The sequence below is a fragment of the Rhizobium sp. P1_E1 genome (genome assembly GCF_056406015.1).
Genome location: NZ_JBFUAY010000463.1, coordinates 1 through 1,682 on the forward strand (window position 1 = coordinate 1; position 1,682 = coordinate 1,682).

The window sequence follows — 1,682 nt, forward strand, 5'->3', positions numbered from 1 at the left end:
TCCCCGCACTGCATAGCCGTGGATTTTCCCTTCGTTCACTTCCCCAGTAAACCTAAATCGACGAGAAACCATGACCTTGCTTGAAACAACCAGCATCGCCGCCGTCTCGCTTTATGGACTGCTTTCCTCCGCCTATAGGAGTGTACAGGTCCTTCATGCTCGGCGAACTCTCAAGTCGGAAACAGCGGAAAACACCGTCGAAGAGAGCTCTTTGCCAAGTGTGGACATCATTGTGCCTTCATTTAACGAGAGCCCGCGCGTCCTGTCCGATTGCCTGGCATCCCTCGCCAACCAGGACTATCCGGGGGTGTTGCGCGTTTTTGTGGTTGACGACGGTTCCAGAAATCGTGACGCGGTGGTGGCCGAGCAGATCGTCTATGCGGGTGACGCGAGATTTGAATTCATCATGCTCCCCAGGAATGTCGGAAAGCGCAAAGCGCAAATCGCCGCCATTTCCCGATCATCCGGGGACCTCATCCTGAATGTGGATTCAGACACCACTCTCGCCAGCGATGTTGTTTCCAAACTCAGTCAGAAAATGCGCGATCCGGCGGTCGGTGCGGTGATGGGGCAGCTTGTAGCAAGCAATCAGAACGACTCGTGGCTGACCCGATTGATCGACATGGAGTACTGGCTGGCCTGCAATGAGGAGCGCGCCGCGCAGGGCCACTTCGGTGCCGTGATGTGTTGCTGTGGACCCTGTGCCATGTACCGCCGGTCCGCCTTCGTCTTGCTTCTTGATCAATACGAGACGCAGCTTTATCGGGGAAAGCCGAGTGACTTTGGCGAGGACCGTCATCTGACCATCCTAATGTTAAGCGCCGGCTTCCGTACCGAATATGTCCCAAGCGCCATCGCCGCAACCGTCGTTCCTAACGGTTTGGCTGCCTATCTGCGCCAGCAACTGCGTTGGGCACGGAGTACATTCCGAGATACCCTGCTCGGACTTCACCTCCTCCGTGGCATGAACTGGTATCTGACTTTGGACGTCGTCGGGCAGAATGCCGGCCCTCTTCTGCTCGCATTGTCCGTAGTGGCGGGTCTAGCACAGTTCGCCCTGACCGGTTCACTGCCCTGGTGGACGATAGGAACGATTGGATCGTTGACACTGATACGATGCGGCGTAGCTGCTTATCGTGCCAGGCAGCTTAGATTTCTTGGCTTCTCGCTGCACACGCTCGTGAACGTCTTTCTTTTACTGCCCGTGAAGGCTTATGCCCTCTGCACGTTGTCCAACAGTGACTGGCTGTCACGCGGCTCCGGAGTCAACGCTTCAGGCGCCGTTCGGACGCAGAAAGCCTCCGAAACTCCAATGCTTGCGGCCCCCGAAGCTACTTTCAGCGGCGAATGATCGCTGTGTCGCCGCATCTTGCAAACCTCAGGAATCACATGAACGGTCAATCGGATCTACAGGCAGCTGTGGCTGAGACGCTCCGCCGACAAAGCAACCTACCATCCATTTCGATTTCAGAAGCACTCGCTCCCAAACTGGGATCGATATCTTCTATCGCGATCGAGCTCGTCGGCGTTAGCAAATCATATCGTGGGAAGGCCGTAGTTGACGGATTGTCTTTCAACATTGGGTCAGGAGAATGCTTTGGCCTATTAGGCCCAAACGGTGCCGGAAAAAGCACGATCAGCCGTATGATTCTCGGGATGACGTCGCCTGATGCGGGCAACAT

The 1,682-nt window shown here is 55.9% G+C and carries 2 protein-coding genes; both read left to right on the forward strand.

Annotated elements, in window-relative coordinates; translation table 11 throughout:
- The first annotated feature begins 70 nt into the window (after nucleotides 1-70).
- A complete protein-coding gene (nodC, locus tag AC1D1Z_RS37110) occupies nucleotides 71-1,351 on the forward strand; it encodes a chitooligosaccharide synthase NodC (RefSeq protein ID WP_414815990.1) in 1,281 nt (426 codons plus the stop codon).
- Between the two features lie 38 nt (nucleotides 1,352-1,389).
- Nucleotides 1,390-1,682, forward strand: a 293-nt coding sequence (locus AC1D1Z_RS37115) for an ATP-binding cassette domain-containing protein (RefSeq protein WP_477853803.1), incomplete at its 3' end; no start/stop codon positions are given.